13 protein-coding genes are annotated in these 16,251 nt (G+C 54.2%); 7 read left to right on the top strand and 6 right to left on the bottom strand.

What is annotated here, in order from left to right; all coding sequences use genetic code 11:
- The first annotated feature begins 51 nt into the window (after positions 1–51).
- The 3 genes from B3527_RS02845 to B3527_RS02835 all read left to right on the top strand — a co-directional run bounded on the left by B3527_RS02845 (position 52) and on the right by B3527_RS02835 (position 4,310).
- Positions 52–1,023, top strand: a complete 972-nt coding sequence (locus tag B3527_RS02845) for a glycosyltransferase family 2 protein (protein WP_290479611.1) — start codon at positions 52–54, stop codon at positions 1,021–1,023.
- Positions 1,024–1,221: 198 nt separating this feature from the next.
- Entirely contained in the window at positions 1,222–2,970 is a 1,749-nt protein-coding gene (locus B3527_RS02840; protein WP_290479610.1) for a type I secretion system permease/ATPase, read from the top strand.
- Positions 2,967–4,310: an HlyD family type I secretion periplasmic adaptor subunit gene (locus B3527_RS02835; protein ID WP_290479609.1), complete on the top strand. Its 1,344-nt coding sequence runs from the start codon at positions 2,967–2,969 to the stop codon at positions 4,308–4,310. The genes B3527_RS02840 and B3527_RS02835 overlap by 4 nt, the downstream gene beginning before the upstream one ends.
- Positions 4,311–4,319: 9 nt before the next feature.
- Here the strand turns inward: B3527_RS02835 and B3527_RS02830 are convergent, their stop codons facing one another.
- The 3 genes from B3527_RS02830 to B3527_RS02820 form a co-directional block, all read right to left on the bottom strand.
- Complete coding sequence (locus B3527_RS02830) at positions 4,320–5,549, bottom strand: acyltransferase family protein (protein ID WP_290479608.1); 1,230 nt, start codon at positions 5,547–5,549, stop codon at positions 4,320–4,322.
- Between the two features lie 63 nt (positions 5,550–5,612).
- Positions 5,613–6,056, bottom strand: coding sequence for a hypothetical protein (locus tag B3527_RS02825; RefSeq protein ID WP_206990701.1), 444 nt, complete (start codon positions 6,054–6,056; stop codon positions 5,613–5,615).
- Positions 6,053–7,513 carry a GMC oxidoreductase gene (locus B3527_RS02820; RefSeq protein ID WP_290479607.1) on the bottom strand — a complete coding sequence of 487 codons (1,461 nt, stop codon included), beginning with the start codon at positions 7,511–7,513 and terminating at the stop codon, positions 6,053–6,055. Before B3527_RS02820 ends, B3527_RS02825 begins: the two co-directional genes overlap by 4 nt.
- 429 nt (positions 7,514–7,942) lie before the next feature.
- Between B3527_RS02820 and B3527_RS02815 the strand changes: the two genes are divergently transcribed.
- From B3527_RS02815 to B3527_RS02800, 4 genes are all read left to right on the top strand, one after another.
- The gene (locus B3527_RS02815; protein WP_290479606.1) at positions 7,943–9,478 is read left to right on the top strand and encodes a lipopolysaccharide biosynthesis protein; all 1,536 of its coding nucleotides are present in this window, start codon (positions 7,943–7,945) and stop codon (positions 9,476–9,478) included.
- A complete protein-coding gene (locus B3527_RS02810; protein ID WP_290479605.1) occupies positions 9,475–10,494 on the top strand; it encodes a hypothetical protein in 1,020 nt (339 codons plus the stop codon). The genes B3527_RS02815 and B3527_RS02810 overlap by 4 nt, the downstream gene beginning before the upstream one ends.
- 226 nt (positions 10,495–10,720) lie before the next feature.
- A complete protein-coding gene (locus B3527_RS02805) occupies positions 10,721–12,433 on the top strand; it encodes a hypothetical protein (protein ID WP_290479604.1) in 1,713 nt (570 codons plus the stop codon).
- An 11-nt stretch (positions 12,434–12,444) separates the two neighbouring features.
- The gene (locus B3527_RS02800; RefSeq protein ID WP_290479603.1) at positions 12,445–12,831 is read left to right on the top strand and encodes a DCC1-like thiol-disulfide oxidoreductase family protein; all 387 of its coding nucleotides are present in this window, start codon (positions 12,445–12,447) and stop codon (positions 12,829–12,831) included.
- Positions 12,832–12,872: 41 nt separating this feature from the next.
- Here B3527_RS02800 and B3527_RS02795 read toward each other — a convergent pair whose 3' ends face one another.
- The 3 genes from B3527_RS02795 to B3527_RS02785 form a co-directional block, all read right to left on the bottom strand.
- Positions 12,873–13,973 (bottom strand): glycosyltransferase, encoded by a 1,101-nt coding sequence (locus B3527_RS02795; RefSeq protein ID WP_290479602.1) that lies wholly within the window; start codon positions 13,971–13,973, stop codon positions 12,873–12,875.
- 25 nt (positions 13,974–13,998) lie between these two features.
- Positions 13,999–15,069, bottom strand: coding sequence for a glycosyltransferase (locus B3527_RS02790; protein ID WP_290479601.1), 1,071 nt, complete (start codon positions 15,067–15,069; stop codon positions 13,999–14,001).
- Positions 15,070–15,112: 43 nt separating this feature from the next.
- Positions 15,113–16,251: hypothetical protein (locus B3527_RS02785; protein ID WP_290482179.1), on the bottom strand; the 1,139-nt coding region annotated here is incomplete at its 5' end.

Genomic DNA, 16,251 nt, shown 5'->3' with positions numbered 1-16,251 from the left:
TCTATTCGGACACTGAAGATTTTCAAGGGTTTAGATATGGAGGCAAGACCAATGCTTGATGAAAACAAGATTGCGATTGTTATTCCCCTCTACAATGACGCCCCCAATATTGAACGTGCCATTCGTAGTGCCGTCGAACAGAAGGTTCCGGACACTGTTGCGGTTGAGGTGATCGTCGTGGACGATTGTTCTTCAGACGAGGGACCAGAGATCGCCAAGCGAATGGCGCGGACAATTCCAAATCTTACATTTGTCCAGCAGGCTCAGAATTCCGGGCCGTCGGCCGCTCGAAATTGCGCGATACGGCAAACAGATGCGGCCTGGTTCACGCCGCTCGATAGTGATGATTTCATGTTGCCGACGCGCATTGCCGGCCTGCTGGACGAAGCGCGCGCGAGAGATCTCGACTGGGTGGCAGACAATCTCCTGATGAGTTCCGAGGACACTCCGGAAGAGGTCGAGCGTGTCTTGTGGCCCGATAAGCCGGAAGGGGCCGTCCGGTTGACGACTGAGTTGTTCGTCAAACAATCCTACGATGTAGACATTGAGCGGTCGGAACTCGGCTTCATCAAGCCCCTGATCAATCGGCGCTGTCTTGGCGACGCCTCGCGACCTTACAGAGACCAGTTGAGGTTCGGCGAAGACTTTGAATTGTATACGCGGTTACTGATGTCAGGTGCCAAGGCGGATCTTGTCGATCCCGAGGGCTATTACCTTGTTCGCCGGAGAGGATCAGCTTCCCATTCCCAGTCGGGCAGGGATCATCAGCGCTTGGTTGAAATCAGTCGGGAAATGCTGAATTATCCGAGCCTGACGCGTACGGACCGGCGCGCGCTTCTGGGTCACTTGAGATACTCGGAAAGAGAGCTGGCCTGGTGGACAATGATCGAGGCTGTTCGCGAAAGAAATCCAGCCAAAGCCATCAGAGCTCTGGTGATTTCACCATTGGCAACGCTTCACGTCATCGGGAATCTTGCAAGACAGGCCGGCGCGCGCGTGAGTTCACGAACTCCGACAGCGTAAAAATTAAGTAACATCTCCGAGAAGTCGTTGTTTTCAAAGGCTTGGTAAATAGAGATTCAACCAAATTCCATGTATGGTGAATAGTGCCTGGAAACTCGCGCATTCGTGCGAACCGGTGGGCACAAGATCAGCGAGACGGTGCATGTCTGCTTGATAGAGCGCTGACGTGACGACGTCTCGCACGGAAGAGGTGGATGCGTGTCCAATCAAAGACCGAACCAGTTGGGTCATGAAGAAACCCTGATCGAGACGGCGCGGAAATCCCGCAGGGCTATTCTCGCAGTCGGGGGCTTCAGTGTTGCCCTTAATGTGTTGATGCTGGCAGGTCCGCTTTACATGCTGCAGGTTTACGACCGGGTGCTGGTCAGTGGTTCCCTGCAAACGCTGATCGCGCTTACAGCTTTAATCGCCGTATTGTTCATTGGATACGCGCTTATTGATGCGATCCGGTCTTCGATGCTGGTTCATGTGGCTGCCCGGATTGAGCGCGAAATGGCCCCTTTGGTTTTCGATGCCATTCATCGTCGGTCACTCCAGGATTCAGGTGCCAAGGACGGTCGGGCAATGAAAGACCTGGCGGAACTTCGGCAATTCATGGCTGGCCCGACGGTCAAGGCGGCTTTTGACCTGCCACTGGCGCCACTCTATTTTTTGATCCTCTTCCTCATGCACTGGACGCTCGGTGTACTGGCCCTGATTGGTTCAGCCGTGATTTTTGCGCTGGCTCTATATACTCAAAAGGCAAGCGAAGCCTCGTTGCTCACCTCTGGTGAAGTCAGTAATACGGGCGCTGTCTTCGCCCAGAATGCGTGGCGCAGTTCTGAATCGGTTCACGCGCTGGGTATGCAAAAGACTGTCCGTGACAAATGGGTTGATGCCACCACCGAAGCGGATGCCACAGCTATTCGAGCATCTGACACAATCAATACCGCCGCCGCCGCCACACGTGCTTTCCGGATGTTTTTGCAATCCGCCTTGCTTGGTGCGGGCGCCGTGCTCGCCATTGCTGGTGTTGCAACGCCAGGTGTGATCATCGCAGGCTCTATCATCGGCGCGCGGGCGATCACTCCAATTGAGCAGATAGTTTCGCAATGGCGTTCGATTGTTCGTGCCAGGGCCGCGCGAAAACGGCTTGCGTCTTTAACGGGCGCTACCGAGCAGAAGGCAGCGCCGATGACCCTTCCGGCCATCACCGGAAAGCTGTTGGTAGAGAATGTATTCGCAGCCTTGCCAGGCCAGCAAAAACCTTTTCTTCAAGCAATTTCGTTCTCGGTTGAGCCGGGCGAGATTGTCGGTGTGATCGGAGCGAGTGGCTCGGGCAAGACGACCTTGGCCCGGGTGTTGACCGGAGTCTGGCCCTATGCGCTTGGCGCAGTGCGACTTGATGGTGCCGAGATCAAGGAGTACCAGCCGGACCAGTTGGGACAACAGCTTGGCTACTTGCCGCAGGCGGTCGAACTTTTACCCGGTACCATCAGTGAGAATATTGCCCGCCTTCGTCCAAACGCCGACCCAGAAAAAATCGTGGCTGCGGCCAAACGTGCGAACGCCCACGACATGATCCAGTCTTTTGCAGATGGCTATAACACTGAGTTGGGTATTGGTGGCGAACGTCTTTCGGCCGGTCAACGCCAACGTATTGGGTTGGCGCGCGCCTTGTTCTCTGATCCCAAGCTGGTGATCCTGGATGAGCCGAATGCCAATCTCGACCATGAGGGCGATGAGGCGCTGAATGACACACTCAAGCTGCTCAAGGATGAGAAGGTGGCTGTTGTGATAATCGGACACCGCCCAACCACGCTGCGCCATGTCGACAAAATAGTGTTGATGCATGAGGGTAAAGTGCAGGCACTCGGACCGCGAGATGAAATTCTGTCGAAGGTTCTGAGAACTCAGAAGCGGTCTGCTACCGGCATCAAGCTGATAGAGAAGGGCAAGACGCAATGACCACGGGTCCGATCGTATTTGAGGACAGCGACCGTCTGACGCTGATCGACCTCGGCCTGCGTAGACTCATGGTGCAGGGCCTGGTGGTGGTTGGTGTGTTGTTTGGTGGCTTGTTCATCTGGTCAGCAGTGGTGCCACTTGAAAGCGCGGTGGTCGCGCCGGGTACAGTGCAGGTTTCGGGTGCCAACAAGACGGTCCAGCATTTGGAAGGTGGGATCGTAAAGGAGATCCTGGTCGCGGATGGAGATACTGTTGAAATCGGCCAGCCACTGATCCGCCTGGATACTTCAGGTGTTGCGGCCTCTCTTGCCAGCCTTGAGGCCCAATTGTTCACCCTGGCAGGAGAAGAGGCGAGGTTGCTGTCGGAGCGGGAGGGACGTGACGTCGTTGTCCGGACCCCCACAATCGAATTTCTGGAAACTCTAGAGGACGGCAAGCGACGCGTGGCGCGCGTTATTGCAACTCAGCAGGCCATCTTGGATACGCGTACTCAAGCACTCGAAACCGATGTCCAATTGCTCTCATACAAAATAGATCAACAGGGTGAACGCGTTGCGGGTCTGAAAGACCTCATGAGTTCGAATTCCCAACAGATATTGATCCTTGAAGACGAGCTTAACGGGCTTGAGGCATTGTTCGAAAGAGGGCACGCGCCAAAGAGCCGAATGCTGGCGCTAAAGCGCGAGAAGGAACGTCTTGCTGGCCAACAAGCATCTCATAGAGCGGAGATCGCTCAGATACGTACGGCGATGGCGGAAGGCCAGCTGCAGATATCGAGATTGGAAACCGATACGCGTGAGACTGTGCTGACTCAGTTGAAAGAGATCCAGTTGGGTATTGAAGACCTTATGGAGCGTCGCCAGTACGCGGCTGACCAATTGGCTCGTACTGAAATTGTTGCGCCTTATGCAGGGCAGGTTTTTGGTGTGAATGTGCATGCGGTCAATGGCGTGATTGGTGCGGGCGCGCCTTTGCTATCCATCGTCCCGGATGACGAGGAGTTGGTGATGATCGTCCGAATATCCCCAAGCGAAATCGACCGGGTGCAGAATGGGGATTCTGTGCGGATACGCTTTCCCTCGCTCAATGCGTCTCGTACGCCCGAAGTCAGAGGCACTCTGAAGACCGTGTCGGCTGATGTCCTGGTCGAACAGGATGGCATCGCGCCGTATTACCGCGCTGTCGTCGAGCTGACTGAGCAGGAGAAAGAGCGCGTCGGCACCGAGCTGACGCCCGGTATGCAAGCGAACGCCATGATCCAGACAGGTCAGCGCACGGCTCTGTCATACTTGACCAAGCCACTTGCAGACTTCACGGCCGTATCGTTCAAAGAAGAATAGGCGAGCATTTCAGGGCGTCTCGACAGCGGGCCGGGTGTTTGCCGCCGACAGTTCTGCGGTCTTGTCAGCCGATTGAATTTGCTTGGAATATTTTCTTCCGAGGTCCTGCAGCGGGCGTTCGAGATAGTGATAGCTCAGCGTTGCAAGCGGAATGGTCACTGCCAGCGTCAAGGCTGCAATGAACGCCATCATGGCAAGTGCAGAGACAGGTGAAGGATCGGCACCAAGCATCGGCCCAAGCAATTCTGCGAATGCGAACAAGATGATGAAATGCAAGAGGTACAGCCCGTAGGAGATATCTCCGAGGAAGACGAGCTTCTTGGAGGCCAGCCAGCCTTCACTACGACCATAAAAAGTTATGGTGACAAGAAATGTTGCGGCAAGAGATACGACCAGAACAGAAGACGGGTCCACGTGAACCCATGGCCGGAAAATCCGCTGGACGAACATGCCAGCGAAAAGTGCACCGGCAATGAGAAGGTAGCGAAACCATTTCGGAAACCGAAAATTTAGGTCGGCGACCATGCGTCCATAGTTCGGTATCAGAGCACCCAGAAAGAATGCGATCAGATAGACATTCACATGGCCGATGTGCAGCGGTGCGTACATTAGTGCCACCAGCACAACAAGCGTAGCGGCTATAAGGGCCGGCCGACGCGTCAGAACGACAAACAAAGGCATCAAAAATGATGCAATGATCTCTGTCCGGATGGTCCACGCCGGAGAGTTCAGGCTATTGGAGTAGCCGACGGCATTGAGAAGCGTTTCTATGAGACCGGGGTCCTGGTTGAAATATCCATTCATCCAATTCGTGGCCCCAGCCGTGGGCGCATCACTGAAATACAGCCAGTGCATGGCCGCAGCAAACAATGTCACCGCGATCAGTAGCGGATACAGGCGAAAGAGACGTCGAACATAATAGCCAGCCAGATGAGCAAGTCCTTTGCCCTTCGACCGGCGCAGGGAAAGCGTGAGAACTGTCCCGCTCAACACGAAGAAGAGAACAACTGCGGCAGGTCCGTTGAAAAATCCGATCAGGCCGTGAACCAGCATATGGAACGGTTCAGAAAAATTGAGACCGTGCCGTTGCGGTGTATCCAGTCCAGAAACCTTGAACAACAGGAATGCATGATAAATCACGACGAAAGAGGCGGCAGTGCCTCTCAGGCTCGCAAGACTGTTTGAGAACGTCACCTGCTCAGACGAAGAAGGATTTGGGAGAATTGGTTGTGAAGTCATAACGCAAATCTTTTCAAGGTATTGTGCAAGCACCGCATGAGCGCCAGCATACAGGTGCCTGCCCTAGGCAAACTCGGCATATGGATTGAAGCAAGCCGTCATGGAGCCGAGATAGGTCGTGGGTTCAGTGGCGGGCTCATCAAGCAACGTATAGTCGGTGCGCACGATAAAGGCGGTGAGCAGGGCGCGTTCGAAATCGGCTTGATGATCAGACAATTTCGGAATTCCGCCCCCGGATACAGTTGATCCGAGCCCAATCAATTCCAGTCCGCGCAGCGTGGCCGACTTGATGAAGGAAGGTGCAGCCTCAGCCTCCCGAAAGTCTCGTACGAAGGTCTCAAATTCCGCTTTGTCCATTTTGAACGGACCGACCAGCCGTCTCAGCGTGCGCCGGATATGCCCCTGATCGGTCGTCAGCAGAACCGTGCCAGCCCCAGCTGCTGCCGCTACGCCAACGCCGCCTAAAATCATGGCCCGGCGAGAAAGTGAGAGTCTGTTCCGGGTCATATGGTCACCTTCGCAGTCAGCTTTTCAGCTGCCCTCAAGCTGAGAGCGGCAACGGTCAGGCTGGGGTTGCCGGTTCCACATGTTGGGAACACAGACGAGCCGACCACAATGAGATTTCGGTATTTGTGGTGAATGAGATCTCCATCCACCACGGAGCTTGCCGGATCGGACCCCATGCGCATCGTGCTTTGCAGATGCGACTCCGTCCGGCGTATCCGGCGGAACACAACCTCTTCTACGGGTAGGGGTTGAAGGATCTCGTCCAAACCGTCGATGGCTGCCTGCAAACCTTTCTTGGCGTAGTCGCTGGCGCCCATGAAGTGAACGATTGGCTCTCCGTTCTCGCCGAGTTCGACGCGATTTCCGTCTTCAAGCATCTCTTCGACAACGATAGAGATTGGAAGCGTCTGCCGCCATTTCGAGCGCTCTGTCCGAAGGCCAAACTTCCAACGATTTTCAAAGTAGATAAGCGCTGCGCCGCGATCGGCGCGGAAGTCGCCATCTGCGAAACTATAGTCCAAGCCAGTCGTGATAGTGGAACCGTCGAAATTCTCCATACCATCCAGCAGGATTTCTAGATCAGCCCCATAAGTCTCGTTTAGGCCGGCACCGGTCAGCGCATCGGCCATTCCAGATGCCTGCATTATAGCAGGGCTATGAATGGCATTTGCGCCGAGTACAAACACGTCTCCGGTAACCGAGAATGTCTTTCCCGCGGACTCGAAACTCGCGCTCTTTACCGTATTATTCGTCGAGTCAAAGCTGGTGACGCGGCTGTTCAGGATCACCGTCACGCGATGGTCGTTATACACATCCATCAGGCCGTTCTGGGCCGTGAACTTCGCATCGGCCGGGCAAATCATGCATCGCAAGGAGGCGCAGCAGGGGCCGCGTCCTTCCGTGGCAACTCGGGCACGAGCAGTGGGAATAATAAAGTGTGTGTCGGGTCGCGCCGCCTTCATCACCTGATCGGGCGTAGAAGGATGATGCGGTGGTTGTGGAAACGGTTTCGAACGTGGCGCGATGCCGTGCATGTCCGGATCGCCTGAAACCGACATGATGGTTTCTGCATCGCAATAGTAGGGTTCCAGCTCATCATAGCTGACAGGCCAGTCCTGGCCGACGCCGTACTTGGACTTCAGCCGGAAATCATTTGGCAGAAATCTGGGCGATTGGGCGAACCAGCAATTCGTCCCGCCACCAAACCCGATGGTGAAGTTCCACGGCTTGTCGCTGTCGGAATGATAAGTCGTTGCCCGGTCGATCGAGCTGTTCCGGTTTTCGTTCACTTGCCACGAATGGGCATTATAATCGCCGCGTTCGATGACGAGCACTCGACCGGTTATTGTCTCCAGTAATTTCGACAGAAAGAAACCGGAGCCAAAGCCGGAGCCGACCACGACAAAGTCGTAATGCTGTGAATTCACAGTTTCCGGCTGTGCCAGATTTTTTAGCATGACCCCACCTTTGATCCCCATTCATGCAGCGCTGCAGCATGGGTCTGAAAAGAGACCCGATAGCGCCGGTATTCTTTATTCATCTGGCGCTATATTTGCAATTCGCATGCTAGAGGGGATCGTCCCCAAATAGTCAGGCTCTCCATCTAACATTTCTACACGGGGGCGTCTCCCGAAACCCGGGCGTGTTCGCGCCGGAAACTTGGGACATGACCGAAAAAGGGGAATTGAGGCAAGGTAAGCGCCATGGGTGCACAACAAGCGAGCATTCCAATGACAAGCGCAATGAAAATCAACCGGATCAAATTATCAAAATCTAGATAGAGATCCGGCAGTGACGTCCTTGTACTATTAACCAGCCAGAATTTCGCACTGTAGCAGCCTGCAACAGTATTGAGAACGAGCCAGAGAAAGCCTCCATTCCAGAACATGTCCAAGAACGACACGCCTCCCGAGGATGACGACCTCAACAATATCAATACGACTGCGGCGGGCCTTGCGAGTGGAGCTGCGATCACCGGCGTCGCTCAGGGCTTTCGAGTTGTGCTGGGGTTTGTTCAGGGTATCGTCTTGGCGCGCCTGTTGCTGCCGGCTGACTTCGGTCTCGTTGCCATGGTTGCGCCCGCCGTCGCCTTCGCGGCCATGGTCAAGGAACTCGGTCTGAACCAGGCGACGGTACAGCGAGACCAGATATCGCAGCAGATTGTGAGCAATCTTTTCTGGCTCAGCGTTTCGATGAGCATTTTGCTGGCCGTCATCATGGCGGCGTGTGCGCCTTTGCTTGCCGATTTCTATGGAGAGCCTGAAGTCCAGGCGCTCGCGGTCGCGTATGCTGCAACGATCGTGGTCTGGGGCCTGCAATCCCAGCCGGCCGCCTTGTTGGCTCGCAAGCTCGCGTTCAAGACCATCGCGATCATCGAGGTCGTTTCGTTGCTCGCCGGGTTCATTGTCGCGGTCGCAACCGCCTATCTGACCCGAAGCTATTGGGCGCTCTTCTACGGCACGATTGTTACGGCGGCTGTTTCCACACTCGCCAGCTGGATGGCCAGCAAGTTCAAGCCGATGAAAATAGGCAGTGCGGAAGGCATGAGGGAGATGATCGGGTTCGGCTCCAGTATCGCCGGATTTGACCTTCTCAATTTTGCCTCACGAAATGCCGACAATATTCTAATCGCGCGCTTTCATGATGCGGTCGAACTCGGTCTTTATGACCGGGCCTACAAGCTTCTGCTCTTCCCATTGCAGAAAATTACTTATCCGCTCTCCAGGGTGATGGTGCCGTTCCTTTCTCGTAATGTGAACCAGCCTGAGCGCTACAAGCGTGCTTACTTTGTGGCCGTCACCATTATTCTTGTTGCCGCGCAGCCGGGCGTTCTGGTCGGCATACTGTTCGCCGACGAAATTTTCCTCGTCCTGCTGGGCAAGGAGTGGGTGCCGGCGGCGCCAGTTTTCATGTGGCTCGGAATTGCTGGTCTTGTTCAGGTTATGACCTCGACCATGGGTTGGCTGTTCGTCAGCCAGGGGCGAGGTAAGCACTATCTCATGGTCGGCGCCGTTACTGCCGTGATTTCCATAACCTCCTTCGTTGTGGGATTGCCCCAAGGGGCCGTAGGCGTGGCTGCGGCGTATGCCATTGGCGATCTAGTGTTCAAGACGCCTTATGTCTGGTTCATGGCATCCCGCAATGGGACCGTCAGGTTCGGAGATTTCGTGCGTCTGCTCATGCCGCACCTGTTGGCGTTGGCAGTCGCAGCTGCTGCACTTTATTTCACGGGGCAGTCGTTCCAGCAGATCGGCTTTCTACAAATTGGCCTGCTTTTGGCGCTCTCTTATGGCATATACCTTGCTGTTCTGACCTTGTTCAAAGAAAAGGTTTCGATGGCGCGAGAACTGCTTGAAATGGTCTGGAACAGCATTCAGTCCAAGCGACAGGCTCGAGCGGCTCAAAAGGGAATGCAGGAATGAACTATCGCTCTCTCGCAGATATGTATGACGCTATAACGATGGGGCTTGGCCGGTTGCCGGACAACATCGATCTAATCGTGGGCGTTCCGCGCAGCGGCTTGATTCCGGCGAACTTCCTTGGCCTTTTGCTGAACCTGCCCATCACGGATGTTGAAGGTTTGATTGAGGGGCGCGTCATGGCTTCGGGACGCACGCGTCGCGGTGCGGCGGTGAACAAGACCTTCGCCGAGATGAAGAATGTGCTGGTGATTGATGACAGCGTGTTCCACGGCAATTCCATTCGCGCTGTAAAGGAGCGGCTGGATGTCGAACTTGAAGGATACAATCTGACGTATTGCGCCGTTTTCGGTCCCAAGATGACGCACCCGGATATCGACATTGTTCTGGACGCTGTACCCCAGCCGCGAATTTTTCAATGGAACCTCTTCCACCACGGCCTGCTTAAGGAATGCTGCATCGATATTGATGGCGTCCTTTGCCTGGACCCCACGGCCCAGCAAAATGATGACGGCGACCGCTATCGCGAATTTATCCTCAACGCGATACCGCTGAATCGTCCGACAAAGCCATTAGGCCATCTGGTAACGAGCCGACTTGAAAAGTATCGCCCGGAAACGGAAGCTTGGCTCGAGAAGTGGGGCATCCAGTACGAGTCGCTCAACATGCTAGACCTGCCAAACAAGGAGGCCCGCCAGAAAGCAAAGGCGCATGGGTCGTTCAAGGCGGAAGTCTATCGCAACAAGAACAGCATTATGTTCATTGAAAGCGAACACGACCAAGCGGTTGAAATCGCCCGTCTATCTGGCAAGCCAGCGCTATGCATTGAGACGCAGCAAATGCATATGCCTGCCAGCGGTGATCTGCGCACAATTCAGCAATCCATGAAAGGGTTGCCTCGGCGGATTGTGCTTCAGAAGACGCCCTTGTCAAACAAACAGTCGATGAAGAATTTTGTTCGTTCAATTGTGGGCGACAGAGGATACGCGCTCATGAAGAAGGCGTCGGGTAGATCCTGACGCAAATCCCTTCGTTAGCGTTATCGTTTCAGAGTTTTTTTAAGATGAATACGGACTAATACTTATTTCGCTGAAGCGATCAGTAGTAATTATCAATAAAAAACTAGTCTGACCGGGCCGGTTTTCCATTCCGATAAACTCTTCGGCGTGTTAAATGGTCGTAATGTATATTTCTGTTTCCGGGTGGAGGAACGCTGCTTCGGAGACCTAGTGGGGTGACAATAAAATGGCAGGGCTACGGTGGGCAACACTCGGGCATAGATCCAACCTATCCGACGATGACAATCTGACACCAATCATCAAGTTTGGGACAATCGGCATCATTGTGCTGGCAAGCTTGTTGCTGGTTCCGATTTTCAACTTCATTGCCAATTATTCGGCCGCTTGGCACCCTGAACGCGCGCTTGCGATTTACATTGCAATCGCAGTTTGCTGCGCGCTGGCTGCCATCATCAAGTATGATGATGTGCCAAAGTATCTTCGGATAATCATCAAGGGTCTCGCCCTCTTCCTCGGCTTTTACAGCCTGTGGTTGGGCGCGGATTTTTCGAGTGTAAACGAGAACGTTCAGAGCGGCGCTGGAAACTTTATTGTTGTCGTTCCATTCATTGTTTTCGCCGCCACGATTGCCGCCATGTTTCGGCCATCCCTGGCGCTGTTACCTCCCTTGTATCTATTGATCCACAAGGACCTGACACGGGTTCTGTCTGGCGCGAAGGAACTCGGTCGCAATGATTATGCGCCGCTTGTGGAAGTGCTTGTCTTCACGGCCGGCGCGGTTGTGGCGCTTGGCCTGTTCGTAAAAGCGGTAGAGATCGCCAAGCGGAAGCAGATTATCCCGGAGCGCTTTCACACGGGTATTCAGCAGGGCATCACCGCGTTGCCACTCATCATTCTTTGCATGGCGGTCGGCGCTCATCTGGGCAACTACTTCATGTCTGGCTTGGCGAAGATTCACCTTGATGGAGGTGTCTTTGCTTGGGTTTCTGACAATCCAACCAGTTCTCTGATGTTGGCTGGCTATAATGTCGGTGCCGCACCAGGGGCGTATGCGCCCGGGCTTTTCGGTTTTGCATATTCAGTTCTTCGCGCAGTCGAGCCGTATCTCAACGTCGTAACATTGGCGGCGCAGTTCTTGTGCTTCCTCGCTTTTTTGCGCGTGCGAACCATGTTGGCCTTCACCGTCTTCTTCGACATGATGCACATCGCAATCTTTCTGCTGACCGGCGCGTTGTTCGTTCCCTGGATTTTGTTGAACAGCCTTCTCGCATCGGCTTTTGTCGCGATGAAGATGGATCGACTTCCCAAGGAGGCGATCATTGCTGGCGTACTTGTCACGATCATGGGACATACAGTTTTCTACAATGCACGCCTTGGTTGGTATGATAGCCGGGAATTGCGAGATTCCTATTTCACCGCGATCACCGATACAGGTGAAGAGTACCGGGTCCCCAATAGCTTCTTCCGGCAGTCTTCTTATCTCATGTACACACGTAACTTTGGATATCGCGAGCATCGCGGACCGTCTCGTCACGTGCCGACGTCGCAATGGGGGCAGATTGGCATCGGCGTTCACTCGGACGAAATCGCCAATTACGATATCATGAAAGCTACCAAGACTTGCTCCTATCATTCACCGTACGAAAATGATGCGTCTATCGTCGATTTTGATGCCGGAGCCGCGTCGAGCTTCATCGGCTCTCATCACCAGATGATGCTGCAGCAGAAAATTAAATCGGGCAAAATGCCGTCTTACCACCTATATCCTCACCATCATTATTCCATGCCGGTGAGATACAAGGGGTTTGAAGCGTTGAATCTGGAAAACATCGCAGGCTATCGTTACAATGTCGAAACGGTGTGTCTCGACTGGCAAGATGGCGCATTCAAGCGAGATGTTCTGGTGAGCACAAAAACCGACATCATTCCGGTAAACTAGCGGCGATCAAAATGACTGAAAATGTAATCGTCTATGATGGTGAATGTCCATTTTGTAGCCAGTATGTGAAGATGCTGCGGATACGCGAGTCGGTGGGGACCGTCCGTCTGATAGATGCCCGGTCGTCCGATGAAACGGCTATCTTCGCCCGCAGCAAGTACGATATGGATCAGGGTATGGCCGCGCGCATCAGTGGCGAATGGTATTATGGGGATGATTGCATCCACATATTGTCGATGATCAGCAGTCCTGTGACAGTGTTCAACAAGTTGAACGGCTGGGTATTTCGTAGCCCCAAGCGAGCACGCGTGCTTTATCCCGTTATGCGGAGCAGTCGCAATCTCGTTTTGCGTTTGCTGGGCCGGCGGAAGATCGGACAATCACTCTCGGAAACCTGAGACCCGCAGAGCTGGTTTCTTTCACCCAACTGTCGTGTCTATCAGTTCGCTATCGCAGCTGCTTCTGGTTCGGCGGCAAAAGCTGCCTTCGCGCGGTTGCACGCATCCAGAAGCGTGTCGATCTGGTGATCTTTGTTCAGGATATCGCGCTTGGAATAATCACGCGTTTGTTGTTGCATGGCCGCATAGAAACCTTGGTCATCCCAAAGCTTCCTCACCGCCGACACCCAGTCATCGATTGTTGCGTCCGGGCTGATTAGGATACCGCCCTCGCCAACAGATTCCGACAAGCCTCCAATTTTTGTGGCGACGCACGGAATGCCAGAGAAGTGAGCTTCTGATGCAATGCGCCCCCAGGCTTCCTGCCATTGGCTCGGGATGAGGAGGATCTTGGTTCTGGAATAGACTTTGCGCATATCATTGGTGCGCGGCTTCAGAGTCACATTTCCGCATTTTCGTGCCCACTCGACATTCTGTTTGCTGACATCTTCGGGAAGTGGCCAGCCTTCAACAAACTCGAACGGAATATCAGGGCAGCGTTCAGCGATCTGGAACGCAATATCGCGCCCTTTCTTGGGGTGCGGATTAATAAAGGAGACGACCTCTGGTGCATGATCGCAGATATAGCGCTCGGCCATGAACATGGGCGGAATGGGTACCGCGTCTATGCCATACTTTTCCTTGTAAGCATCCGCAGTAAATTGGGAATTCGCAACATAGATTGTCGAAGCCGGGAGGTCGGCAGGGCTGGCTTCATACTTGTGGAATTCCACGTCTCGGACGTAGACTACGAGTGGAATGCCAAACTGGGCGAAATGCTTTGCGGTCTTGAAGGGCTTGCCCGCTGTGACAATCAATACGTCCGGCTTGGCTTGTTTCAGAACCGCGTCACCTTCTTCCCAGACAAACCATTTTCGATAAACAGGATACCCGGGCAGCTTGTCGCGCGTATACTTCATAGGCGTCAACTTGAGCGCAGCCCGTACAAGGTAACCGAGCCGGTCTTTGTGGTAGAGGCCGGACAGTACTGAGACTTCATGACCGCGTTTGATGATTTCCAGCGACAATTCATGCGTACTGGATTGTGATCCGCCTGCAATTTGCGGCGTATGCGGATGAGCAGTGACGAACAATAGGTTCATGGTGTGTCCTGTTCGGTAGGGCGGGTTACTGGTCGGCCAGGGACGTTGCACGTCCGAGCACCGCTTCCAGTGTATCGAGTTGATGATCGCGTTGCAGGGCAGGGCGCGCTGCATAGTCTAGTGAGGCCTGGACCAGTTGATCGTAATGAGCCTTATCGGTCCACAATCTCTTCAGGGCGCTTGACCAGGTTTCTTCAGGCTCTGACAAATCGATCAAAACCCCGCCGGGTCCTACAGATTCTGGCAATCCGCCTTGGGCCGATGCTACAACAGGAATTCCGTTGATATGAGCCTCAGCCGAAATGCGTCCAAAAGCCTCTTCCCATCGACTTGGGGCCAGCACAATCTTGGCTTCGGCATAGACCTGCTTCATGTCCTGGGTCCGGGCCTGAACCCGAACGTTTGGAAGAGTCGCCAGCGCGGAGTTGAGTTCGTCGAGGTCTTCCTTGGATAGGGTCCAGGTCATCTGGAACGTGAACGGGATCTCGGGACAGGCGCGGGCGCAATTCAGCGCGATGTCGAGTCCTTTGTGCTTGTGCGGATTCACAAACAGGACAGACTCACGCCGCGTTTCCGTCTGGTACATTTCTGGACGAATGAGAGGATAGATGATTTCCGACTTCACGCCGAATGCGTCATCGAACTTTCGCGCCGTGAATTCGGAATTTGCAATAAACTGGCAATCTGAAAACTCTTTGAGGTCTCCCCCCAAATCTTCGAATTCTACATTTCGCAGGTAGAAAACCAGCGGTACATTCCGGGATTTGAAGCCTTTCGCCAGCCGGGCTGGAAACCCTGACTGTAGAATCACGACGTCGGGTTTGAATGCGTCCACGACTTCGGATGTTGAATCCACAGGGTGCCAAGCACGATAAGTGGTGTAGCCGCACACGTCATCGCTGACGATCGTTCCAGACTTCACTTTCAACATTGTACGATGACGTAAGCCGAGCCAACCGTCTCCGGTCAGGCCTGAAAATACGCTGACGTTGTGCCCTCGAGCTCGCAATTCCAGAACGAGTTCATGCGTGCTGGATTGGGCGCCGCCCGCAATCTGCGGAATATAGGGGTGTGCGCTCGCAATGAGTATTCGCATATCGTGCTCTCGACTGTGCCAGACGAAATGATGAGTGCACGATTTACGCCAGAACTTCACCCGTCAATACATTTGCGACGGTCTCGGCAAGTTCTTCGGCGATCAGACCAAATCCTTCCACATTGAAGTGGATTCCATCGTCCATTTGCTCATCGACATCCGTGGTCGTCGCCCCGATATAAACGTTGTCGTAAAGTGATGCGATGTAGGCTTGGGCATCCCGGATAGCTGACAGCGCGCCTTCGGGGCCATCGAGCCAGGGGCCCAGCTCCGGAAAGTCACCCAATTCCTGAATGAAGACGGGGATGTCTGCGCCATATCGGTTCCAGAGATACTCGAACACGCTCGTCGTAGCGTCGATCAGAGCGTCGACAATTGAAGAAGTGTTGCTTCCATCAATCGCGCGCGCATCATCTTCGCCTTGTGCCCAGATAATGGCGTCGAGATCCTCGCCCGCATTGAGGGCTGCATCTATCTTTGAAACCGCGGTTAGCAGCGCTGGCCCCGGGGAATCTGTATCCACATTCCACCAATAACTATTGGCATCGGCCAGCGGGTTGGAGCCGCTGCCGCCTTTGGCGGCGTTGATCAGCGTGGTGTCACCATTGAGATAAGCCTCGATGGAGTCCTCGAACACAACCGATCCGATATCGCCTGGGCTCTCGTCATCCTTATGGCGATAGAAGTACCGCTCGGCGTTCGACTGACCGGTGAAGGCGATATAATCGTAATCTTCCGGGTTGAGTGTGTGAGAAATTGGGGCGATTGAATCGTCTTCGACGATTTCAATCCAGTCGATCCGGGCCTTCTCGCCTGAATCATAGACCGCTTCCACGGAGATTTGGTCGCCGGTTTCGAGAGCGACCGAAGCTTCATGAATATTGAACACATCATTATCTGCATCTGCCAGCCAGCTTGTGACGATCTGGCCGTTTACTTTGATCTGATAGGCCGAGACTCCGTCGCTCTCATCAAGATGGGACAGGCGAACCAGATAGTCGCCGTCAGCACCTGTGAACTGTCCCTCGGCGACGCTGGTTGTTGCGCTATCCTCCGCGCGTATAACGGCGTCGTTCGAAGCGGTCGAACGGGATTCAGTAATGAACCCATCAGTGAGGACCAAGTCTTCTGCTTCTGTGCGGCCAAGTCCAATATCCGCAGCTGGAGGTGGCGGCGGAGGCG

Origin of the sequence: Hyphomonas sp. UBA4505, from assembly GCF_002388685.1 — a bacterium.
Classification (GTDB): domain Bacteria; phylum Pseudomonadota; class Alphaproteobacteria; order Caulobacterales; family Hyphomonadaceae; genus Hyphomonas.
The sequence above is the reverse complement of the archived record's forward strand: the minus strand, read 5'-3'. Positions and strand labels throughout refer to the sequence as shown.

Excerpts from the sequence above, each read along its gene's own strand:
- B3527_RS02805 (WP_290479604.1), top strand. The coding sequence starts at position 10,721 with ATGGCAGGGCTACGGTGGGCAACACTCGGGCATAGATCCAACCTATCC.
- B3527_RS02795 (WP_290479602.1), bottom strand. The coding sequence starts at position 13,973 with ATGAACCTATTGTTCGTCACTGCTCATCCGCATACGCCGCAAATTGCA.
- B3527_RS02835 (WP_290479609.1), top strand. The coding sequence starts at position 2,967 with ATGACCACGGGTCCGATCGTATTTGAGGACAGCGACCGTCTGACGCTG.
- B3527_RS02845 (WP_290479611.1), top strand. The coding sequence starts at position 52 with ATGCTTGATGAAAACAAGATTGCGATTGTTATTCCCCTCTACAATGAC.
- B3527_RS02825 (WP_206990701.1), bottom strand. The coding sequence starts at position 6,056 with ATGACCCGGAACAGACTCTCACTTTCTCGCCGGGCCATGATTTTAGGC.
- B3527_RS02830 (WP_290479608.1), bottom strand. The coding sequence starts at position 5,549 with ATGACTTCACAACCAATTCTCCCAAATCCTTCTTCGTCTGAGCAGGTG.
- B3527_RS02815 (WP_290479606.1), top strand. The coding sequence starts at position 7,943 with ATGTCCAAGAACGACACGCCTCCCGAGGATGACGACCTCAACAATATC.
- B3527_RS02820 (WP_290479607.1), bottom strand. The coding sequence starts at position 7,513 with ATGCTAAAAAATCTGGCACAGCCGGAAACTGTGAATTCACAGCATTAC.
- B3527_RS02790 (WP_290479601.1), bottom strand. The coding sequence starts at position 15,069 with ATGCGAATACTCATTGCGAGCGCACACCCCTATATTCCGCAGATTGCG.
- B3527_RS02810 (WP_290479605.1), top strand. The coding sequence starts at position 9,475 with ATGAACTATCGCTCTCTCGCAGATATGTATGACGCTATAACGATGGGG.
- B3527_RS02800 (WP_290479603.1), top strand. The coding sequence starts at position 12,445 with ATGACTGAAAATGTAATCGTCTATGATGGTGAATGTCCATTTTGTAGC.